The organism is Staphylococcus sp. HMSC072H03, assembly GCF_001809305.1.
In the GTDB taxonomy this organism is placed as follows: domain Bacteria; phylum Bacillota; class Bacilli; order Staphylococcales; family Staphylococcaceae; genus Staphylococcus; species Staphylococcus hominis.
On record NZ_KV796883.1, the window covers coordinates 72,952 to 90,912 of the forward strand.

18 protein-coding genes are annotated in these 17,961 nt (G+C 29.0%); 16 read left to right on the forward strand and 2 right to left on the reverse strand.

What is annotated here, in order from left to right:
- The first annotated feature begins 157 nt into the window (after window positions 1–157).
- The 4 genes from HMPREF2578_RS06350 (at window position 158) to HMPREF2578_RS06365 (ending at window position 3,506) form a co-directional block, all read left to right on the forward strand.
- Window positions 158–949 carry an ABC transporter ATP-binding protein gene (locus HMPREF2578_RS06350; RefSeq protein ID WP_017176007.1) on the forward strand — a complete coding sequence of 264 codons (792 nt, stop codon included), beginning with the start codon at window positions 158–160 and terminating at the stop codon, window positions 947–949.
- 221 nt (window positions 950–1,170) lie between these two features.
- Window positions 1,171–1,551, forward strand: a complete 381-nt coding sequence (dhaM, locus tag HMPREF2578_RS06355; RefSeq protein ID WP_017176006.1) for a dihydroxyacetone kinase phosphoryl donor subunit DhaM — start codon at window positions 1,171–1,173, stop codon at window positions 1,549–1,551.
- A 115-nt stretch (window positions 1,552–1,666) separates the two neighbouring features.
- Window positions 1,667–2,170 carry a hypothetical protein gene (locus HMPREF2578_RS06360; protein WP_017176005.1) on the forward strand — a complete coding sequence of 168 codons (504 nt, stop codon included), beginning with the start codon at window positions 1,667–1,669 and terminating at the stop codon, window positions 2,168–2,170.
- Between the two features lie 268 nt (window positions 2,171–2,438).
- On the forward strand, window positions 2,439–3,506 hold the full coding sequence (locus HMPREF2578_RS06365) for a YkvI family membrane protein (protein ID WP_049415468.1): 1,068 nt from the start codon (window positions 2,439–2,441) through the stop codon (window positions 3,504–3,506).
- 134 nt (window positions 3,507–3,640) lie between these two features.
- Here the strand turns inward: HMPREF2578_RS06365 and HMPREF2578_RS06370 are convergent, their stop codons facing one another.
- Window positions 3,641–4,147 (reverse strand): GNAT family N-acetyltransferase, encoded by a 507-nt coding sequence (locus HMPREF2578_RS06370; RefSeq protein WP_017176003.1) that lies wholly within the window; start codon window positions 4,145–4,147, stop codon window positions 3,641–3,643.
- A gap of 93 nt (window positions 4,148–4,240) precedes the next feature.
- On the opposite strand from HMPREF2578_RS06370, the gene HMPREF2578_RS06375 reads away from it, so the two are divergent.
- From HMPREF2578_RS06375 to HMPREF2578_RS06405, 7 genes are all read left to right on the forward strand, one after another.
- Window positions 4,241–5,164: an NAD(P)H-binding protein gene (locus tag HMPREF2578_RS06375; RefSeq protein WP_017176002.1), complete on the forward strand. Its 924-nt coding sequence runs from the start codon at window positions 4,241–4,243 to the stop codon at window positions 5,162–5,164.
- A gap of 14 nt (window positions 5,165–5,178) precedes the next feature.
- Complete coding sequence (gene graR / locus HMPREF2578_RS06380) at window positions 5,179–5,853, forward strand: response regulator transcription factor GraR/ApsR (RefSeq protein WP_017176001.1); 675 nt, start codon at window positions 5,179–5,181, stop codon at window positions 5,851–5,853.
- Window positions 5,846–6,886 carry a sensor histidine kinase gene (locus tag HMPREF2578_RS06385; protein WP_048683078.1) on the forward strand — a complete coding sequence of 347 codons (1,041 nt, stop codon included), beginning with the start codon at window positions 5,846–5,848 and terminating at the stop codon, window positions 6,884–6,886. Before graR ends, HMPREF2578_RS06385 begins: the two co-directional genes overlap by 8 nt.
- A 253-nt stretch (window positions 6,887–7,139) precedes the next feature.
- The gene (locus tag HMPREF2578_RS06390) at window positions 7,140–7,901 is read left to right on the forward strand and encodes an ABC transporter ATP-binding protein (RefSeq protein ID WP_017175999.1); all 762 of its coding nucleotides are present in this window, start codon (window positions 7,140–7,142) and stop codon (window positions 7,899–7,901) included.
- On the forward strand, window positions 7,891–9,780 hold the full coding sequence (locus HMPREF2578_RS06395) for an FtsX-like permease family protein (protein ID WP_017175998.1): 1,890 nt from the start codon (window positions 7,891–7,893) through the stop codon (window positions 9,778–9,780). Before HMPREF2578_RS06390 ends, HMPREF2578_RS06395 begins: the two co-directional genes overlap by 11 nt.
- A 261-nt stretch (window positions 9,781–10,041) precedes the next feature.
- Window positions 10,042–10,659 carry a DUF47 domain-containing protein gene (locus HMPREF2578_RS06400; RefSeq protein ID WP_002449132.1) on the forward strand — a complete coding sequence of 206 codons (618 nt, stop codon included), beginning with the start codon at window positions 10,042–10,044 and terminating at the stop codon, window positions 10,657–10,659.
- A gap of 14 nt (window positions 10,660–10,673) precedes the next feature.
- Complete coding sequence (locus HMPREF2578_RS06405; RefSeq protein ID WP_017175997.1) at window positions 10,674–11,678, forward strand: inorganic phosphate transporter; 1,005 nt, start codon at window positions 10,674–10,676, stop codon at window positions 11,676–11,678.
- Window positions 11,679–11,747: 69 nt separating this feature from the next.
- Here the strand turns inward: HMPREF2578_RS06405 and HMPREF2578_RS06410 are convergent, their stop codons facing one another.
- The gene (locus HMPREF2578_RS06410; RefSeq protein ID WP_017175996.1) at window positions 11,748–12,530 is read right to left on the reverse strand and encodes a CHAP domain-containing protein; all 783 of its coding nucleotides are present in this window, start codon (window positions 12,528–12,530) and stop codon (window positions 11,748–11,750) included.
- A 445-nt stretch (window positions 12,531–12,975) separates the two neighbouring features.
- Between HMPREF2578_RS06410 and HMPREF2578_RS06415 the strand changes: the two genes are divergently transcribed.
- The 5 genes from HMPREF2578_RS06415 to HMPREF2578_RS06435 all read left to right on the forward strand — a co-directional run bounded on the left by HMPREF2578_RS06415 (window position 12,976) and on the right by HMPREF2578_RS06435 (window position 17,945).
- The gene (locus tag HMPREF2578_RS06415; protein ID WP_017175995.1) at window positions 12,976–13,644 is read left to right on the forward strand and encodes a Bax inhibitor-1/YccA family protein; all 669 of its coding nucleotides are present in this window, start codon (window positions 12,976–12,978) and stop codon (window positions 13,642–13,644) included.
- A gap of 302 nt (window positions 13,645–13,946) precedes the next feature.
- Entirely contained in the window at window positions 13,947–16,085 is a 2,139-nt protein-coding gene (locus HMPREF2578_RS06420) for a helix-turn-helix transcriptional regulator (RefSeq protein WP_070508324.1), read from the forward strand.
- A gap of 149 nt (window positions 16,086–16,234) precedes the next feature.
- Entirely contained in the window at window positions 16,235–16,594 is a 360-nt protein-coding gene (locus tag HMPREF2578_RS06425) for a transcriptional regulator, SarA/Rot family (RefSeq protein ID WP_070436490.1), read from the forward strand.
- Window positions 16,595–16,737: 143 nt separating this feature from the next.
- On the forward strand, window positions 16,738–17,454 hold the full coding sequence (locus HMPREF2578_RS06430; RefSeq protein ID WP_017175992.1) for a YebC/PmpR family DNA-binding transcriptional regulator: 717 nt from the start codon (window positions 16,738–16,740) through the stop codon (window positions 17,452–17,454).
- Window positions 17,454–17,945, forward strand: coding sequence for a cupin domain-containing protein (locus HMPREF2578_RS06435; RefSeq protein WP_017175991.1), 492 nt, complete (start codon window positions 17,454–17,456; stop codon window positions 17,943–17,945). The genes HMPREF2578_RS06430 and HMPREF2578_RS06435 overlap by 1 nt, the downstream gene beginning before the upstream one ends.
- Window positions 17,946–17,961 lie beyond the last annotated feature (16 nt).

The following is a 17,961-nucleotide window of genomic DNA, read 5'->3' on the forward strand; positions in this document are numbered from 1 at the left end:
TATGTATATCTCAGATTTTTAGGGTTATTTTTTATAATCGTCTCATAGTAAAAAGAATAGTCAAAAATGTGTATAAATGGTATAATAGCAATAATTAATTGAGAACGATTATCAATAGATGTCGTAAATATTTTTTGTACAAAGGTAGGGCCTATATATGAATCGTTTAAATGCATCTCAAGTAGATATAGGATATAGAAATACGACAATTATAAAAGAATTAGATGTTCAAATACGTGATGGTAAAGTCACATCAATTATTGGACCGAATGGTTGTGGGAAATCTACATTATTGAAAGCACTCTCAAGACTGATTGAAGTGAAAAAAGGAGAAGTATTACTTGATAATCAAAACATTCAACATCAATCTACAAAAGAAGTAGCTAAAAAAATTGCAATTTTACCTCAAACTCCAACAGTGACTGACAGTATAACAGTTGAAGAACTCGTTTCATATGGACGTTTTCCTCATCAAAAAGGATTTGGACGATTATCTAAAAAAGATAAAGATGAAATTGAATGGTCATTAAACGTAACAGGCATTACAGAATTTCGTCATCAATCGATTAATGATTTAAGTGGGGGACAAAGACAACGTGTATGGATAGCAATGGCTTTAGCACAAAAAACAGATATTATTTTTCTTGATGAACCTACAACGTACTTAGATATTTCTCATCAGTTAGAAATTTTAGAATTGGTGCAACATTTGAATAAAGAATTAGGGTGTACGATCGTTATGGTCTTACATGATATCAATCAGGCAATTCGATTTTCGGATTATTTGTTAATCATGAAAGAAGGACACATTATAGATAATGGACCTACTGACCAAGTATTATCTAAAGAGATATTAGAAAGTGTGTTTAATATAGATGCAGTATTAGGAAAAGATCCTAGAACAGGGAAACCACTTTTAGTCACTTACAATTTACTTGAAAAAAGATAAGATTGATTATAACTTCAGCAATATAGCTACAATTATTATGATGTTGGATACCTATCTCAGTCATTTTTAATGTATAGGCAGTCAATGACTAATGTTTTGTCTAATACACAAATATTCGCGCTTTCAGATAAGTTATTTTATAATGAAAACACACGTTGATTAAGGTTCACTTTAATAAAAAATCAAATTCGTTATTTAATTGATTGACTGGAGTTGAAATGATGACAACTATAGTTATTATTAGTCATAGTGAAGAAATAGCTAAGGGAACTAAAAATTTATTAAATAAAATGACAAATGACATAAATGTGATTGCTTATGGTGGAGTAAATGGTGAAATTGGAACTTCATATGATGATATTGAACAATTGATTAATCAGTTAGATGATGATGCATTATGTTTTTATGATTTAGGATCATCAGAAATGAATATCGATTTAGCAATTGATATGTATAAAGGTAAGTATCATATTTACAAAGTAAATGCACCCATTGTAGAAGGAAGTTTTACAGCAGCAATGTCTTTAAGTGTTGGTAAAACTGCTAATGAAGCGATTCAAGAAGTGAATCGTTCTTCATTTAAGTCTACAGCATTTAAATAAGTAATGATAAATTTTGATGTTTTTTTTATATAAAAAAAAGGTTATAAAATGATTATCCAAAATGAATATGGTAAAATAAATAGCATGATATTGATGATGAAAGTAGGTGGACATTATGCTACAAGAAGATATTAAATTTTACGTTCTGAACGGTAAATTTGAAGAAATTAAAAATATAATGTCCAATATTGATTTTATGGAATTCGAAGAAGTATATATATCCTGTGCTCATGAACAAGAAAACATTATGTTTTATACTTGTATATTAGATATGATGAAGGCTAATGAAACAGCAGAATTACATGATTTAGCATTTTTATTATTAGTCTATCCTTTGAGTGAAGTGGAAGGTGCTTTAGAAGCGGCATATTATCATGCAGATGCTTCTATTCAGTTAACAAATGGTAAAGAAATAAAAAGTTTGCTTCAAATGCTATTATTATATGCTATACCTGATCCAATTATTTCAGATTCTGAAGCGTTTAAAGTAGCTAAACAAATTTTAAAATTAGATCCTAATAATCATGTAGCAAGAAATGTGTTAAAAGATTCAGCTAAACGCATGGATAATGTTATAGTAAATTTTGATGAATTAAAGAAATTTGGAAGTTCAAAATAATATAGTGAAATAAGAGAGTTAGATAATGAATAACCATAGTTATTCATTTTATCTAACTCTTTTTTAATAATATTTTACTTAGTAACTCAAATATAATTTTTTGTGACAAATTATTAAAAATATTAAATTTTTTAAATTGTTTGTAAGGGTATTAACACTAGTATTTAGAAGCGATAAGCGTTGTCTCACAACGTTTATGCACTGTTGCATATTATTATTAGTACGTTATAATTTTGAATGTGTCAAAAATAAGGAGGTTAATCAATACATGGGGTTGAATAAAGAATCTATAAAAATAGGTTTTGCTTATGTGGGGATTGTAGTAGGCGCAGGATTCTCTACAGGGCAAGAAGTAATGCAATTCTTCACGCCTTATGGTTTATGGTCATATATAGGCGTGTTAATATCAGGATTAATTTTAGGATTTATAGGGCGACAAGTCGCTAAAATTGGAACGGCTTTTGAAGCAACAAACCATGAATCAACATTACAATATTTATTTGGTCAAAAATTTAGTAAAATCTTTGATTATATTCTAGTCTTTTTCTTATTTGGGATTGCTGTAACGATGATTGCAGGTTCAGGCGCAACGTTCGAAGAGAGCTTTGGTATACCTACATGGCTTGGCGCGTTAATTATGACGGTCGTTATTTATTTAACACTATTATTAGACTTTAATAAGATTGTAAGAGCGTTAGGGGTCGTTACACCATTCTTAATTGTCATGGTAGTTCTTATTGCTATATATTATCTATTCGCTGGAAGTATCCCTATCAGTAAAGTTAATAGTACAGTAGATCATCCAAGTTTATTCTTAGGTATTATTAGAGGGTTAATGTACGGTGGATTAGCTTTTGCTGTAGGATTTAGTACGGTTGTGGCGATTGGTGGAGATGCATCTAAACGTCAAGTATCTGGTGCCGGTGCTTTATTTGGCGGTGTAGTGTATACTGTTTTACTTGCACTGATTAACTTTGCACTACAATCAGAATATTCACAAATTAAAAATGAACAAATTCCAACTTTAAAATTGGCGAACGAAATTCATCCATGGCTTGGATTAGTTTTAACAGTGATTATGTTAGCAGTAATGTATAATACTATTTTAGGATTGACTTATTCGTTTGCTGCACGTTTCACTGAGCCATACAGTAAAAAATATCATATATTTATTGTTATTATGATGATTGCAGCCTTTATTTTAAGTTTTGTTGGTTTTGCAGATTTAATCAACTTCTTATATAACATTATGGGCGTAGTTGGATTATTTATTGTGGTAGCAGTGCTTATTAAATATTATTTACGTAAAAGTGATAACAAAGACCACATTGCTTAAAATTGATAAAATAAATAATCCATAAAAAAACTGCCTACAAAGTTAAATAACTCATAGACAGTCTAAAGCAATTCGTGTAATTAACACGAATTGCTTTTTTGCATTTTGAACGTAGCGTATAATACATATTGTAATTAAAGTAGTAATTTAGCCATAATATATTTATTAAAATATTGATTGTTGATCAGTAATTTATTTTTAAGTTCGCCTTCAATATTAAATCCAGCGCCTTTAAGTAGCATGAGTGCGTGTGTATTTTCAGGAACGACTGAAGCTTGAAGACGTTTAATATTATGGTTAAGAGCCCAAGCTTCAACAGCATTAATTAAAGCAAGTCCAATACCTTTTTTTTGATAAAATTTAGTAACACCAAGTGTAATGATTGCTTCGTGTTGTGTACGTTCGTATTTTTCAGTAGTGACGAATATACATCCAACGAGTTGATCATCTTCTTCAGCTACATATATGGTATTTCTCGGAGAAGTGATAACACGCTCTAGAAGATTACTAATAGAAGAAACACTAGGGTTAAATTCTCCAGGATTATAAAGTGTATAATCAGATTCATCATATATTTTAGTTAATAATGTTGTCAAAGCTTCAGTATCTTTTATACTAATTTCACGAATAATATGAGCCATTCGGCTTCCTCCTGAGATAGTAATATAACATATATTATACCAATTATTTAAAAAATATACATATTTAGAATTTTAAAAAGGAGTAACAGAATAATGAAACCTAATGTATTATTAGCGGGTGGTAGTGGTTATATAGGTAAGAATATTAGCAGTGCGATAGAAAATGATGCAAATTTGTTTGCTTTATCTAAATATCCAAATACAAAAAAAGAGTTTAATCATAATATAAAATGGCTAAAAAAAGATATTTATAATTATGAAGATGTTAAATCAGCAATGTCAGGTATGAATATTGCAGTATTTTATTTAGATCCTAATAAAAATTCTGCCAAGCTTACTCAAGCAACTGCACGTGATTTAAATCTCATTGCAGCCGATAATTTTGCAAGAGCAGCAGCACAACAAAAAATAAATAAAATTTTGTACGTAAGCGGTAGTCGCTTTGATAATGAGACAATACAATGTTTAAAAAACTATGGTGTTCCTGTAGAAACGACTGAGACCTATATCAAACGCTCTCATATTAATGTTGAGTTACAAGTGTCTAAATATAATGATATACGGACAGCATTAAGAATGATATTACCTAGGAAATGGTCTTTAGAACAATTAGTCGCTTATTTTTTTAAATGGCTGAATGATACACGTGGTACATTTTTACACACGAAATATATAGAAAATCGATATATAATATATACTCGTAATGAGTTTAAGCCTCTATTAGTAATGAAGAAAGAAGTAAATGATAATAGTTTAATTACATTTAATTTAGTAGGCGGTTCAATTATAAAAAAACGTTCTAAAAAACAAGGAAAATTGGAATTTCGTCAAATTAAAGGAACGCGTTTAGTAATTGTTCAACTATATGATTATATTCCTAAATTGTTATGGCCACTCTATTATTTTTTTCAAGCTCCCGTACAAGGTTTAATTATGAGAGGGTTTGAAATTGATTGTCGTATTAGGCATTTCAATGGACGTGTGCAATCAGGAGAAAAAATGAAATATACAAAGTGATAGGATGAAAACACATGCAAATATTATTAGTAGAAGATGATCAGACGCTTTTTCAACAACTAAAGAAAGAATTAGAAAATTGGGATTTTTTTGTTTATGGTGTCAATGATTTTAGTAACGTAATGGAAACATATCATAATGTTCAACCAGAAATCGTTATAATGGATGTGCAATTACCTAAATATGACGGATTCTATTGGTGTCGTCAAATTAGACAAGTATCTAATGTGCCTATTTTATTTTTATCGTCACGTGATAATCCTATGGATCAAGTGATGAGTATGGAATTAGGTGCAGATGATTATATGCAAAAGCCTTTTCATACCAACGTACTAATTGCGAAGTTACAAGCAATTTATCGACGCGTATATCAATTTGGCGCAGAAGAAAGACGTACATTAAATTGGCAAGATGCACTAGTAGATCTTTCAAAAGATAGTATTCAAAAAGGCGATAAAATCATTTATTTATCTAAAACTGAAATGATTATTTTAGAAATGTTAATTCAAAAACAAAATCAAATTGTGACTAGAGATACATTAATTACAGCGTTATGGGATGATGAAGCGTTTGTGAGTGATAACACATTAACAGTCAATGTAAATCGATTACGAAAAAAATTATCTGAGATCGATATGGAAACAGAAATTGAAACAAAAGTAGGTAAAGGATATATGGCACATGAGTAATGTGAAATGGTTTTGGCTATTTCTTAAAACACGAAGTAATTGGATATTTTGGATTATATTTTTGCAGTTTGTGTTTTTAGGGATGGCATATATAGACTATGATATGGCAATTGAAAGTGTAGCGTACATTGTCTTATTAAATATAGGTTTAACTTGTATATTTCTTATTTTTACTTTTTTAAGAGAAGTAAAATTATATCAACATTTTTATAATAATAAGGAAATCGAAGAAATTAAACATAAAGAATTAGCTGAGAATCCATTTCAACAGGAAATGGTGGACTATTTATATCGTAAATTATTGTTTCAAAAAGAAAGAGCTACTGAACAACAAATTCATATACAAGCGTCTGAACAATCGTTAACTGAATTTGTTCACGATATTAAAACACCTGTTACAGCAATGAAATTATTAATTGATCAAGTTGAAGATATGGAACGTAAGAAAGCCTTACTTTATGAATGGTCAAGAGTGAATGAATTATTAGATAAGCAACTTTATTTAACACGTCTTGAATCTAAAAATAGAGATATGTATTTCGAAAAAGTACCATTAAAACGTTTAGTGATCGAAGAAATTCAACTTACGCGGCATATCAGTCAAGTTAAAGGTATTGGCTATGAATTAGAATTTGACACGAATCCAGAAGTATTTACAGATGTAAAATGGTGTCGCATGATGATTAGACAGATTTTATCTAATTCTTTGAAATATTCTCAAGGAAAAGATATTGTGATTCGGTCGTTTGCTAAAAAAGACCATATCGCTTTAGAAATTACTGATTATGGGCGTGGGATTAGTGCTAAAGATTTACCACGTATTTTTGAAAGAGGCTATACTTCTACCGCAAATCGTAATGAAACAACTTCTTCTGGAATTGGTTTATACTTAGTAGAAAGTGTAAGACATCCATTAGGTATTGAAGTAGAGGTCGAGTCGACGGTGGGTGAAGGAACAACATTTATTTTAACGTTCCCTATGCAAAACGAAGTCATAGAAAGAATGTCACAAGAGAAATTAAGTCTATCATAAAGACGTTGTTAAAATAGTATATAAGTGCAATTGTTCGCTTTATCGCAAGGAGATATTGGACTTTACTATAAAAAGTTTGGACTAAAACTTATATAATATTTAAAGTAAATACATAAATTAAGCTTATGGAAATATCATTTTAGTGTAATAAGTGAGTAGAACATTGAGTGAAACCTGGGACTTTATAGTGACGTCTCAGGTTCATCTATATCATTCAATCGTTAAAATATATGATAGTGAGGGACATTCTAAATTGACAATATTACAAGCAAAGCAAATTGTTAAAACATATGGGACAAAACAAACGATACAAGAAGTGTTAAGAGGCATTGATTTAAATATTGAAACTGGAGAGTTTGTTTCAATTATGGGACCTTCTGGATCTGGTAAAACAACATTACTTAATGTTTTAAGTTCAATTGATTATTTATCACAAGGATCTGTAATACTAAATGGAAAACAATTGGAAAAGTTATCAAATAAGGAACTATCAGAAATTAGAAAAAAAGATATTGGATTTATTTTTCAAGAATATAATTTATTACACACACTTACTGTAAAAGAAAATATTATGTTGCCTTTATCAGTACTTAAATTAAATAAGGAAGAAATGAATAAACGTTATAGACAAATTACTGAAGCGCTTAATATATATGATATTAGTGACAAATATCCGTCTGAAATTTCAGGGGGACAACGTCAACGAACATCTGCAGCGCGTGCATTTATTACATATCCTAAAATCATTTTTGCGGATGAACCAACAGGCGCTTTAGACTCTAAGAACACTAGGGATTTACTCACACGTTTTGAAAAAATAAATAAAATCTATGATGTAACTATTATTATGGTTACACACGATCCACTTGCAGCAAGTTTTTCTAATCGTGTTGTAATGTTGAAAGATGGCTTAATATTTACTGAAATTTATCAAGGACAAGATAATAAACAATTATTTTATGAAGAAATATTAAGAGCCCAAAGTATATTAGGTGGCAAGATTTATGAGTTTTAGCTATATTATTTGGAGAAATTTCCTAAGAAATATCAAGCACTATGCTATTTATATGTTTTCATTAGTCATTAGTACCGTTTTATATTTTAGTTTTATTACGATTAAATATGTTCATCATCTCCATATACATGAGTCTTTATCTATGATTAGAGAGGGTTCTAAAATAGGAAGTTATTTTCTATTTATAATCATCGTTGTCTTTATTATGTATACCAATATTCTTTTTATTAAAAGACGAAGTTACGAATTGGGACTATTACAGATTATGGGGTTAAATAAAGTAAGTATTATTTATATGTTTATGTTAGAACAATTGTTTATTTTCTTAATCACTGCAGTTTTAGGTGTGATAATAGGGATTGTTGGGTCTAAAATTTTACTTATGATTATATTGAAATTATTAGGTATACATACCTCGGTTTCGCTTGTTTTTAGTGTAGACGCTATAATTCAAACCTTATTTATTTTAATCATTGCATATATTTTAATTATTCTTCAAGCTATCATTTTCTTAAATAAATATTCTGTTACGCAATTAATGGAGTCTGAAGAATATATAGATGAAACAGGTAAACATATTACATTTGGAGAAATTATTCTAGGAATTTTAGGTATTGTTTTCATTTTGGCAGGATATTATTTATCCACACGATTTGTTGAATTATTAGATGATATCGTATTACCTTTTATTATTTTATTTTTAACTGTGATCGGAGCTTATTTCTTTTTCAGAAGTTCAGTGTCTCTTATATTAAAAATAATTAAATCATTTAAAAGTGGAAATGTAACTGTAAATGATGTTATTTTCACTTCTTCATTAATGTTTAGGATTAGAAAGAATGCTTTCTCTTTAACAATCATTTCTATTATTTCTGCTATTACCGTATCGGTCCTATGTTTTGCAGCAATTAGTCGAGGATCTTTAAGTAAAGAAATTTCATTAGAATCACCTTATGAAGTAACAACGAACAACGACATCTTGTCTGAAAAGTTAAAATATCAATTAGAGCAACAGCATATTGCATATAACTATAATTATAAGCAAGTAGTGTACACGCATTTATATAAAGATTATCTATTTGATGTAAATGCAGCTAGACCTTATTCGGTGACTGTAACAAGTGAAGATTACTTTTCAAATGTTTCTTTGAAAAAAGGACAAGCAGATTTAATTATCCCAGAAGATGTTATTCCTGAATTAACTAAACATCGACCACACGGGACAACACTGATTGGTACGAAACGACATCATACTAAAGTTCAACTGCGAAAAGTGATTCATAAAGTTTATTTTAAAGAGAGTATAGATTTAGGTGGACCGACACTCGTGCTTAATAACGAGGATTATCAATTTATAAAACAACATGTTAAAAATAAGGACATCATTTCTCAACATGGTTTTGATTTAAAACATACAAAAGATATACCTAGATTAGAAAAGACTATCAATCACATGAATCAGAATTTAAAAACTAGAAGTCAGATAGCAAGCGAAATTTCAAGTTTAACAGGAATTTTATTATTTATAAGTTCTTTTTTAGGTATTGCATTTCTTATAGCAACTGGATGTATTATCTATATTAAACAAATTGATGAAACTGAAGATGAATTAGAAAATTATTCAATATTACGTAAATTAGGTTTTACTCAAAAAGATATGGATAGAGGTCTAAAATTGAAAGTGGCGTTTAACTTTGGACTACCTTTAGCTATTGCTTTACTTCATGCATATTTTGCAGCACTTGTATTTATGAAATTTATAGGATTCACAAATCAAACGTCCATTTTTATCGTTATGATTATTTATACAATCGTATATAGTATGTTTGCATTTATTGCTTATAATCATTCTAAGCGAACGATCAATCACTCAATTTAAGAGAGAATATTTCGAGTTTGTAAAGAATTTGTAAATTTATTGTAGAGATGAAAAATTTATGATATTTTCAATTAGAGACAACTTAGGCGTTAAGTAGAAGTGTATCGTAACTGGTATAACATTATATTTACATAAATTTTACAAAAGCTTTCTAAATAATGTTTTAAAATAAGCTATTGTAAATGTAGCTCATTTTTAAATTGTCTTAAATTAAATAATAAACGTGTGATTGATAGCAATCGCTAAAATGGAGGCATTATAATGTTCACTAAGAAAAAGGATAAGTTTATGGTTCAATTAGAAGAAATGGTATTTAATTTGGACCGTGCAGCTGTAGAATTCGGAAAAATGGATTTTAATACCCATTTAGATTTAAAAGCTTATTCTGATAACATTAAAACGTACGAGTCACATGGTGACGAACTTATGCACAAAGTCATTAGCGACTTAAATCAAACATTTATCACTCCTATTGAACGAGAAGACATTCTATCATTGTGTAATGCAATCGATGATGTACTTGATGCAATGGAAGAAACATCTGGAATGTTTGAAATGTATTCAATTGAATATACTGATGAATATATGGCTGAATTTGTTGACAATATTCAAAAAGCTGTCGCTGAAATGAAATTAGCAGTTGGTTTACTTGTTGATAAAAAATTATCTCACATGAGAATTCATTCAATTAATATTAAAGAATTTGAAACAAATTGTGATGGTATATTAAGACAATCAATTAAACATATCTTTAATAGTGAAACCGATCCAATCACTTTAATTAAAATTAAAGATATTTACGAAAGCTTAGAAAATATCGCTGATAAATGTCAAGCTGTTGCTAACAACTTTGAAACAATTATCATGAAAAATAGCTAAGGGAGTTTTAAATTATGGAATATGTATTAGTCATCACTATAGCTATCGTTGCATTTTCTTTAGTCTTTGACTTTATCAATGGCTTTCATGATACAGCAAATGCAATTGCTACTGCGGTTTCTACACGTGCATTGACACCAAGAACAGCTATTCTTCTAGCGGCAATTATGAACTTTATAGGTGCACTTACTTTTACAGGGGTAGCTGGAACAATTACTAAAGATATCGTAGATCCATTTAAATTACAAAATGGTCTAGTAGTAGTATTAGCGGCTATTATCGCTGCTATTGTTTGGAATTTGGTTACTTGGTTATATGGTATACCAAGTTCTTCATCTCATGCCTTAATCGGCGCTATTGCTGGAGCTGCAATAGCTGCACAGGGGTTTACAGTATTACATTACCAAGGTTTTACTAAGATTATCATTGTATTAATTATTTCACCAATTATCGCATTTTGTGTTGGTTTTATCATGTATACAATTGTTAAAATTATTTTTAAAAATGCGAATCTTACGAGAGCAAATCGTAATTTCCGCTTTTTCCAAATGTTTACTGCAGCGCTTCAATCGTTTTCACATGGTACAAATGATGCTCAAAAATCAATGGGTATTATTACTCTTGCTTTGATTGTAGCGAATTTACAAGATCCATCGAATGTGGAACCAGTATTATGGGTTAAAATTGCTTGTGCCACAGCAATGGGTCTAGGAACTGCAATTGGTGGTTGGAAAATTATTAAAACAGTAGGCGGAAATATAATGAAAATACGACCTGCTAATGGGGCGGCTGCTGATTTATCTTCAGCATTAACGATTTTCGTTGCTTCATCATTACACTTTCCATTATCTACAACACATGTTGTATCGTCATCAATTTTAGGTGTAGGTGCATCAAATCGTGCAAAAGGTGTAAAGTGGAATACAGCTCAACGTATGATTATTACATGGATTATTACATTGCCAATTTCTGCTATTTTAGCAGCAATTATATTTTGGATTTTAAATATTTTTCTTTAAGGTAAAATAACCACAAAATAAGCTTGAGACATGTTTATGTCTCAAGCTTATTTTGTGGTTTGAATCATATTAATGAATATAGTTATAGTTAGAAACTAATGAAGCAGGAATCACACGAGTATCTGTGTTATAAGGGCCATATGTATAATTCATTTCTGAAATTAGAATACTACCATCTGGATTCACACGCTCCACGTATGCTACATGGCCATAATACCCAGCAGTCGATTGCATAATTGCTCCAACAGTAGGAGTATGATTAACAATATAACCATCTGAGGCAGCATTATAAGTCCAATACTTAGCATCAGACCAATATGTACTAATGGGTAATCCAGCTTGGGCGCGACGATTAAACACATACCATGTACATTGCCCAGCAGTGTATAAATTTTGATGGTTAAAGGTTGGTGAAGCATTAGTAGATGATGAGTTTGTAGTACTCGAACTACTTGGAATTTTTAATACTTGACCAGGGTAAATTAAATAATTTTTCAAATTATTTGCATTCATTAAGTTAGTAACTGAAGTTCCATATTTATTAGCGATACGAGAAAGTGAATCACCAGATTGAACAGTATAAGTAGTAGAAGACTTACTTGATAAACTACTTGATGTAGTAGATGTTGTAGTTGACGATCCATTAATAGTTAGTACTTGTCCTGGAAAAATTAAATTACCATTTAATTGATTATTTCGTTTAAGCTCATCAATAGTGGTATTGTATTTGTTTGCAATACTCCATAAAGAATCTCCAGGTTGAACAGTATGTTGTGTTGATGCTTCAGCATGATGAGAGAAAAATGCTACAGCTCCTGACGCAATAGATAACGTAAAAGCTAACTTTTTCAAACTACGTACCCTCCTTGAATTTTAAAATTTATTTTTAGAATTTAATATTGTTAAATTTGTATAATTTACCTTTTTATATCACATGCATATACTATCAAAAAAATATAAGAATATGTGGATTGTTATTATCTTGTAATATGATTAAAAGTAATACGATTTTTTGTAAATAGATAAAAACCCTTGATACAGTAGTTTTTAACAGTTTTATTTAGATAAAATTAAATTGCTTTAAAAAGAAATTTGTAATATTTCTTACAGTAAAATTGAAGCAAGGACGTATCGTGTAAGAGGTAAGTTGAATTGTTTTTAATGATTTAAACTTGTAATAATTTTTGTATTTTCTTGATAAGATACCTACTTAAAAGTAAATAAATTATACTATTTTTTTATTCTCAACAAATATTGTACAATTAATGTAAGATACTATTTAAAAGAGGAGTATAAGATGCCGAGTTCTTCAAATTTAGTAAATCATCAACATCAAAACGCACGTTCAAAAGATAATACTCAACAAAACCATGCATATCGTAAAGTTTGGCTATTTTTTACATATTATTGGCTTATTTTTGGGATTGGCTGTTATTTAGGTCAATATTTGCCTGTAGAATGGCGACGTCCTTTATCAATCACATTATTTGTTATTGTATTAGCGACGTTATTTATTAAAAGAGCACGTAAATATGGTCTTATTATTTCGCATATCTATGCTATTATTATTGGCTTATTATCGTATGCAACATTTTCAATGTATATGCAAAATTTAGGCGCAGACGTTTTTTATAAAAATATATTGTTAGCCATTATAGCGTTCATTGTATTTGGAATATTGGGGTATTTTGTCATTAATGATGCTTCTAGCTTAGGTAAATATTTATTTGTAACATTAATTGCGCTTATTATTGCTAGTCTAGTTGGCTTATTTATTCGTAATTCAATATTCCATATCGTTATTACAATGGTTAGTTTAGTCTTGTTTTTACTATATACATTATTTGATTTTAATCGTATGAAACATGGTAGATTTACGCCAAGAGAAATGGGTTTTAATTTATTTCTTAATTTATTAAATATCATCAAAGATATATTGAATTTAGCAAATCGCTTTAAAAACTAGACATTCATATTTATAATAAGTTGAATATTTAGAAAAGATGTTCTCACATTGTTTTCAAAACATTTTAAATAAAGAGTAGTCTAAAGCTGTTTATTTTATTAAAGTAAGAAGGCAATTATAGAGCATCTTTTTTAAATAATTATGAAATGTATTTAATATAAAATTAAACTTAATTTAATTTTATACGTATTTTTGATTTAGTATTAATGTTGTGATAGATTTACATTTAAACACTTATAAATTAGCATTTTTATATAAACACATTAAAAGAAGGACTACCAAGATTAGAAAGAGGTTAGTATATGTCTAATGGGTATTTTCACGTACTTACTAAGCATGAATATCAAATGACACGTTGTCAAGATGGTATCATATTGCTGTTCCCAATAAAAGGTTCATTAGAAATTCAACATTTTGCCAAAAAAGTGACGATTAATAACGATATCTACGTTATAAACAATAAAGATATTTTTTCAATTAATAAGAATGAGAAAACAATAATGATTTATATTGCAAGTGATTGGTTTAAAGAAGAAGGATTTAATTTCTTTGATTATAAATATTCAATTAATTTAGTTAAATCTATTAATGCAATAAAAAAAGCATTATTACAGATAACAATGAATCATATTAATCATAAATCTGTTTCAGAAGATAACAAATACATAGTTGACATTGTTCAAATTATTGGAAGACAAGGTAGTGTTGAAATAGATATTGCTAATGATCAATATAATTATGCTTATTATGGGGAGTTAAGTGAAGTATTAGACTATATTAACGAAAATATTGAAAAGAAATTAACATTAAAAGACGTTTCATCTAATCTATTTACATCTAAATCTAATTTATCATCACAATTTACACAGTTGTTAAATATTAGTTTTAAAACTTATGTAGACACTTTGAAGATTGCAAATTCATTTGAATTATTATTGAAAACAAACGATACGATTAGTTTAATTAGTGAAAAAGTAGGGTTTAGTAATGCATCAAGTTATTCTAAAACGTTCAAAAGTTATATGGGAATGACACCAAATGAATATAGATCGTGTAATAAATATGAAAAAATGATTTTTATGGATTATGAAACTCATATTGATGATAGTTTACAAAATATAAGAGATATGATTCAGTCACAACAATATTATTATCAAAAGAAAACAGAACATAAAATATATATCGATTCAAAATTAGATACGTTTATTAAACCTTATCAATGTGTAGTACAGATCAATACGATTGAAGAAATAAAACTGTTATTTTTAGAGAAATATATCGATTATCTTGACGAGAGTCCGTCATTAATGATTTATGTAAGAGCGGATATGAAAGAAATAAAAGAACACTTCACTGTTAAAGAACTTCAGCGAATATTTGAATATATTATTAGAAAAAATCTAAATATAAGTTTTAAACTTGAGGATTTAAATCTAATTGACTTCCTTGAAATGACATATGAAAATGTATTAGATTATCTTGAAATAAACCAAGTTGAAGTAGATGTAAATCACGAATTAGGGATTGTTTTTGATTTAGAAAAGATTGATTTAAAAGCCATTTATCGTATGATATTAAAAATACAACATAAAACAAATCGGTTTTCTTTTGGATTAGAAATTAGTAACTTGCTAAATAATCCAGTTTTGTTTAAAACTTTAGAATCGCAAATTAAAAGAGTGAATTTCCAATTTCTGTTTATTGATAATTCAAAACTAAATCAACCCTATTTAATAGAAGATAATAATCGTTTATTAGTAAAGAATATATTACGATATCAAAATATACGTGAAATTTTAAATCACATTGATTTAGAAAATCAAAGAATCATATTTTTAAACGTTGAAAATCATGCGTTTTTAAATAGTGAATATAATGACTTAAATAGTAGTGCCCCGTTAATTGTAGAAACAAACATTAAATCAGCTCAACACTTTGATGGTATTGGTTTCAATTTTAGACAGGATAGTCATCAATTTAATGCTTTACATCTTTTTGATGAAAAAGGTTTTAAAACAATATTAGGGACAATGATGGCATATATCATGACGCTTAGTCAGGAACCAAAATACATTAAAGATCACTATATAGTGATTGAAAAAGAAAATAAATTCATACTATTTATATATGATTGGCGTGTTCTAGAAAGTGAATCACGAAATGCTAATTATGAAAAAACTGATATATATGTAGATTTTAAACATAAGACAAATAAAAATCATCTTATAAAAATTCAAAAGATTGATGATTATAATGGCAATATTAATCATATTATTACTGAAGACATACGTAATCGTTATCAATGGTCTAAAACATTCTTGAAGAAAGTAAATCGTTTATTACATTCTTCTTTTAAAATTAGAGAACATGACTTTAATAAAGAGGCATTACAAATTAAACTTGATTATAACGGGCTTTATATAATTGAGATATATAAATAATAAATTTCATCTCAAAAAAGTTTTGCACAACAATATTTGAGTTTGTTGGTAAATTTAACAAAAAATTCAAAACAAATGCAAAAGACAGAACTCCAAAATTAAAGGATAATATATGTTGAATTGTTCGCTTTTATTGGAGGTGCAAATGCTTGAGTAACGATGAATTAAATCGCTTGCTGAAAATCTATAAACAATATAAAGCGTTGTCTGAATATATAGACAAAGAATACAAACTAACCTTAAATGATTTAGCTTTATTAAAATTAGCTTATGAATACACAGCAGACGATCAAATTTTAATGCAAACATTCTTAAAAGTTGCAATTGAAGAACTAGAATTAAGTAGAACAAAATTACTTGTTTCTATACGCAGACTAATAGAAAAAGAGAAATTAAGTAAGGTTCGATCAACAGAAGATGAACGTAAAATTTTTATCTATATGAACAAATCTAATATTGATCAATTTAATGCTTTATTTAATGATGTAGAAAGATTTTTAAGTAATTAACTAAATGAATTGGGAGAGTACTGACAGGGGGATGCTTTGTCAGTATTTTATTTTTTTTAAAGAAGTAACATTTTTTCAATTTAGACAATAAATTATTAATACTATATAATAAGTAGTATTGAGTAAGAAAGCGAGATGACAATATGGGACGTAAATGGAATAATATTAAAGAAAAAAAAGCCCAAAAAGATAAAAATACTAGTAGAATATATGCAAAATTTGGTAAAGAAATTTATGTAGCGGCTAAATCAGGGGAGCCAGATCCTGAATCAAATCAAGCATTAAGACTTGTGCTAGAAAGAGCAAAAACATATTCTGTTCCAAATCATATTATAGATAGAGCCATTGATAAAGCTAAAGGTGGTGGAGATGAAAATTATGACCATCTACGTTATGAAGGATTTGGTCCAAGTGGCTCCATGATTATTGTAGATGCCTTAACTAATAACGTGAATCGTACAGCATCAGATGTTAGAGCAGCATTTGGAAAAAATGGTGGTAATATGGGTGTATCTGGTTCAGTAGCTTATATGTTTGACCATACTGCAACGTTTGGTATCGAAGGGAAATCTGCCGATGACGTCCTAGAAACATTGATGGAACAAGATGTAGATGTAAGAGACGTTATTGAAGAAGATGGCTTGACGATTGTGTATGCAGAACCTGATCAATTTGCACAAGTACAAGATGCACTACGTCAATCAGGTGTAGAAGACTTTAAAATTGCAGAGTTTGAAATGTTACCTCAGACTGACATTGAACTTTCAGCAGATGATCAAGCAACACTTGAAAAACTTATTGATGCACTTGAAGATTTAGAAGATGTTCAAAATGTTTTCCATAATGTGGACTTAAAATAATGAAATACACGGCTTCGTTTTGGATACAATCGTTAGACTTGGAATCTCATCCAGAAGGTGGATATTATAAAGAAACTATTCGACCAGAGGGTATAAAGAAAGAAGAAAGGGCATCTTTTAGTAGTATACTTTTCTTATTAAAAGCAGATGATATCTCGCATTTTCATCGTATAGATGCTGATGAAGTATGGTATTATCATGCTGGTGTATCACTAGAGATACATATGTTAACTGAAGATGGCCAGTATCGTAGTGTCTTGTTAGGTCCAAATGTAGACCATGGAGAAGTGCTACAATATGTTGTTCCCAAAGGAACCATTTTTGCTTCGAGTGTACCTCATTCGGAAGGTTATAGTTTAGTAGGCTGTATGTGTCAACCTGCATTTGAATTTAAGTATTTTGAATTATTCACACAAGATGAGTTGATAGAAGTATATCCACAATATCGCCGAATGATTCAAAAATATGCATTGAAAAACATTGAGTATTAATAATTAGACACTTCAT